The organism is Streptomyces sp. NPDC058877 (assembly GCF_042742855.1).
Lineage (GTDB): Bacteria > Actinomycetota > Actinomycetes > Streptomycetales > Streptomycetaceae > Streptomyces.
The window spans coordinates 1-3,568 of record NZ_JBHYMF010000338.1 but is presented as its reverse complement, the minus strand read 5'-3'; the positions used below and the strand labels follow the sequence as shown (position 1 = coordinate 3,568).

At 72.2% G+C, this 3,568-nt stretch carries 4 protein-coding genes and 1 pseudogene; 3 read left to right on the top strand and 2 right to left on the bottom strand.

Features of this window, described 5'->3' with window-relative positions:
- Positions 1-249 (bottom strand): annotated as a pseudogene (locus tag ACFW2Y_RS35125) (heme-binding protein); the annotation flags it as partial.
- 306 nt (positions 250-555) lie between these two features.
- Positions 556-1,173: a TetR/AcrR family transcriptional regulator gene (locus ACFW2Y_RS35120; RefSeq protein WP_384887614.1), complete on the bottom strand. Its 618-nt coding sequence runs from the start codon at positions 1,171-1,173 to the stop codon at positions 556-558.
- Between the two features lie 205 nt (positions 1,174-1,378).
- On the opposite strand from ACFW2Y_RS35120, the gene ACFW2Y_RS35115 reads away from it, so the two are divergent.
- The 3 genes from ACFW2Y_RS35115 (at position 1,379) to ACFW2Y_RS35105 (ending at position 3,525) form a co-directional block, all read left to right on the top strand.
- A complete protein-coding gene (locus tag ACFW2Y_RS35115) occupies positions 1,379-2,140 on the top strand; it encodes an SDR family NAD(P)-dependent oxidoreductase (RefSeq protein ID WP_384887611.1) in 762 nt (253 codons plus the stop codon).
- 136 nt (positions 2,141-2,276) lie between these two features.
- Complete coding sequence (locus ACFW2Y_RS35110) at positions 2,277-2,984, top strand: TetR/AcrR family transcriptional regulator (RefSeq protein ID WP_384887609.1); 708 nt, start codon at positions 2,277-2,279, stop codon at positions 2,982-2,984.
- Positions 2,985-3,141: 157 nt separating this feature from the next.
- Entirely contained in the window at positions 3,142-3,525 is a 384-nt protein-coding gene (locus tag ACFW2Y_RS35105; RefSeq protein ID WP_384887606.1) for a zinc ribbon domain-containing protein, read from the top strand.
- Positions 3,526-3,568 lie beyond the last annotated feature (43 nt).

The following is a 3,568-nucleotide window of genomic DNA, read 5'->3' as shown; positions in this document are numbered from 1 at the left end:
GACCCGCTGGCCCTCCGCCCCGGCGGCGTCCAGGGTCGCCCGCGCGGCCTTCACGGCCGCCTCGATCGTCAGGTGCGTCGACTCCACCGTGTTCTTGTTCTTGGCGGCGGCAGGAGCCGGGGCGGACGTCGCGTCCTCGCCGGTGGCGCTCGCGGAGTAGGCGCCGAAGCCGCCGAGAACGAGGGCGGCGGCGACCGCGCCACCGGTCAGGACACGGCTGCGCGAGGGGGCCTTCTTCACGTGCTTCATGGGGTCCGCTCCAAGGAACTCGGGGAGGCGCGGTCACCCTCGGGACGGAGGGGCGCCGCTCTGCCCTTCCATCCTGGGGACGTCCCCCGCCTTCCACGGTCGTCGTCCCGGCTCCTCGGGGCGCCCGCAACGGTGGACCCCCGGGTCGTCCGATCGGCTGACCCCTCCTCGCCGGTCGTTCGACCGCGCTCCATGACCTGCGCCCGGCGGAGTGCGGTGCGCGAAGGGGACGGCCGTCCCCGGAAGCACCGAGGGCGCGGGTGCGCGCCGACGGCAGGGGACCGCCGTCCGGCTGCCCGGTGGCCTTCAGCCCCCGACGGAGGCCGGCGCCCGATCGGCGCCGAGCAGGGCCAGGGAATCGCCCCACAGCGCGTCGAGGCGGCCCGGGTCGTCGTACAGCTTGGCGAGGAGGACCCGGCCCTCCAGTTGGGCGACGAGGGCCCGAGCGGCTGCCGTGGGGTCGGCGACCGTGGCCTCGCCCCGCTCTCGGGCCTCCCCGACGACCCCTGCCACCAGGGCGACCTGTTCGTCGAAGACCTCGCGCAACCGCTCGCGGACGCTCTCCGTACGGGTGCTGAGCTCCAGGGCCAGGTTTCCGAGCAGGCAGCCGGTGACGGAGCCGCAGCTCTCGCGGTCGGCCCGCAGCCCGGCCTCGGTCGACTCGTACAGCCGCCGTAGCCGCTGCAGGGGAGGGAGGTCCTCGTCGAGCGCCCGCGTCCAGGTGGCGCGCTGCTCGCTCCAGTGCTCCTCGACGACGGCGAGGGCCAGCTCCTCCTTCGACGCGAAGAAGTAGTAGAAGCTGCCCTTGGGCACGCCGGCTGCCGCGCAGATCTCGGCCACGCCCAGGGCGGCGTAGCCGCGGGACAGCATCAGCGTCCCCGCGGCGGTCAGGATGCGCTCGCGCGCGTCACTCGTTCGCCCCATGGCGAGAGTCTACGACCGGTCGACTACTTCTTCCGCGTCCGTGCGTCCCGCGAGCGGCAGGCCTCCGCTTCCGGCGGTGCGGCACGCGGTTCTATGGTGGGCGGCGCAGATCGCGCGGACCGCGCGGTCCTCCGCGGGCACGCGCCCGATCCGGCGGCCATCCCGGCGGCAGGGTCGCACCCGCACGACACGAACGAGGAGTTCCATGGACATCGCCGGCTCCGCCGCTCTCGTCACCGGTGCCGCTTCGGGCCTCGGCGCCGCCACCGCCGCCGCGCTCGCCGCCCGTGGCGCCGCCGTCTACGGCCTGGACCTGGACAAGGCCGTGGCCGCCGCCGGGCCGCTGCCCGAGGGCGTCCGCCTGTTGGCCGCCGACGTCACCGACGAGGAGCAGGTCCGCGAGGCCCTCGCGGCGATCGACGCCGACGGGGCCGAGTTGCGGCTCGCCGTGAACTGCGCCGGCATCGCCCCCTCCGCCCGCGTCCTGGGTCGCAAGGGGCCGCATGACCTGGACCTGTTCCGTGCGGTGCTCAACGTCAACCTGCTCGGGACCTTCAACGTGATGCGGCTCGCTGCCGAGGCCATCGCCCGGCACGAGCCCGACGAGCACGGGCAGCGCGGCCTCGTCGTCAACACCGCTTCGATCGCCGCCTTCGAGGGGCAGGTCGGCCAGATCGCGTACGCCGCCTCCAAGGCGGGCGTCGCCGGGATGACCGTCACCGCCGCCCGCGACCTGGCGCAGTTCGGCATCCGGGTCGTCACCATCGCTCCCGGCATCGTCGACACCCCGATGATGGCCGGCTTCAGCGAGGAGGTCCGGGCCGGTCTCGCCGCGAGCGTCACCTTCCCGCAGCGCCTTGCCCGTCCGGAGGAGTACGCCCGGCTCGTGACCATGATCGCCGAGCACGACTACCTCAACGGCGAGACCATCCGCATGGACGGCGCCCTCCGGATGAGCGCCCGCTGAGGGAGCGGAAAGCCCCGGGGGCGTGAGGGCTCCCCGCGTTTCTGCTGGGCTTCCGTACCCTCGAAATAGCACTCGGTGCCGGATTCTTCCGGCACCGAGTTCCGCGATGGATGCGTTCAAATGCTAGGTTCGGGGCATGGGAACAGCGTCGACGAACTCCACGAAGCCCGCGATGCGGGACTCCCTCATCGCCGCGGCCTTCCAGCTCTTCCTTGAGCGGGGCTACGAGCAGACCACCGTCGACGACATCGTCACGCTCGCGGGCGTCGGGCGGCGGTCCTTCTTCCGGTACTTCCCGTCGAAGGAGGACGTGGTCTTCCCCGACCACGAGCAGTGCCTCGACGACATGACCCGGTTCCTCGCCGCGAGCGCCGACTCCGACGACCCGGTCGTCCGCGTCTGTGGCGCCGCCCGGCTCGTCATGCGGATGTACGCGGAGAACCCCACCTTCTCCGTCCAGCGCTATCGGCTCACCCGCGAGGTGGCCGGACTCCGCACGTACGAGCTGTCCGTGGTCTGGCGCTACGAGAAGACCCTCGGTGACTACCTGCGCACCCGTTGGGCCGACCGCAGGGACGGCACCCTGCGCGCCAATGTGGTCGCCGCCGCCGTGGTCGCCGCCCACAACCACGCCCTGCGCCACTGGCTGCGCTCGGGGGGTGAGGGCGATCCGCTGGCGGAAGTGGACGGGGCCCTGGAGTTCGTGCGCACCACCTGGAGCAGCGGCCAGGTCGTGGACGCACCGGCCGAGGAGACCGAGGACGTCGTCGTCGTGATCACCAAGCGGTCCACACCCATGTGGCGTGTGGTGCGTGAGGTGGAGTCGAGTCTCGGTGAGGGGTGAGGGGTGAGGGGTGAGGGGTGAGGGGTGAGGGGCACCCGAGACCTTCAGGGTTCCCGGTGTCTCCAATTGAGGGAACTCAGGTCTTTATTTGATGGCACTCAGTGCCATATCTTTGCTCCATGCACGGTCGAGCCGCCGAGTGCAAGGAGAAGGCATCGTGTTCCACACGGGACTGAGGAGCGGGACCGCCGTCCAGGCCGAGGAGTCGGCCCCCGACGTCGAGCTGTACTTCCAGCGCTGCCGCTGGTGCCACACCACCACGTTTCAGCGCCTGCTGTGTCCGACCTGCGGGTCGACCGACCTCGCGCCCGAACTCAGCGAGGGGGAGGGCGTGATCTCCGTGCGCCGCGGGGTCGCCGCCGCCGATGCGGACCTCTGGCCGGTTCACATGACGGAGGGCTTCGTGGTCCGCTGCCGCGTCGACGGGCCGCCGCACGCGGTGCGGCCGGGCGTTCGGGTCAAGGTCTCCGGGGCGGGCGTTTCCGGTCGTCGGCCGGTCGTCCGGCTCTGTGAGGAGGCTCCCCTCAACGGCTGGTACTGAGACGGGGCGACGCAAAGGGGGCGGGTGGCACTCTGTGCCACCC

Excerpts from the sequence above, each read along its gene's own strand:
- ACFW2Y_RS35120 (WP_384887614.1), bottom strand. The coding sequence starts at position 1,173 with ATGGGGCGAACGAGTGACGCGCGCGAGCGCATCCTGACCGCCGCGGGG.
- ACFW2Y_RS35115 (WP_384887611.1), top strand. The coding sequence starts at position 1,379 with ATGGACATCGCCGGCTCCGCCGCTCTCGTCACCGGTGCCGCTTCGGGC.
- ACFW2Y_RS35110 (WP_384887609.1), top strand. The coding sequence starts at position 2,277 with ATGGGAACAGCGTCGACGAACTCCACGAAGCCCGCGATGCGGGACTCC.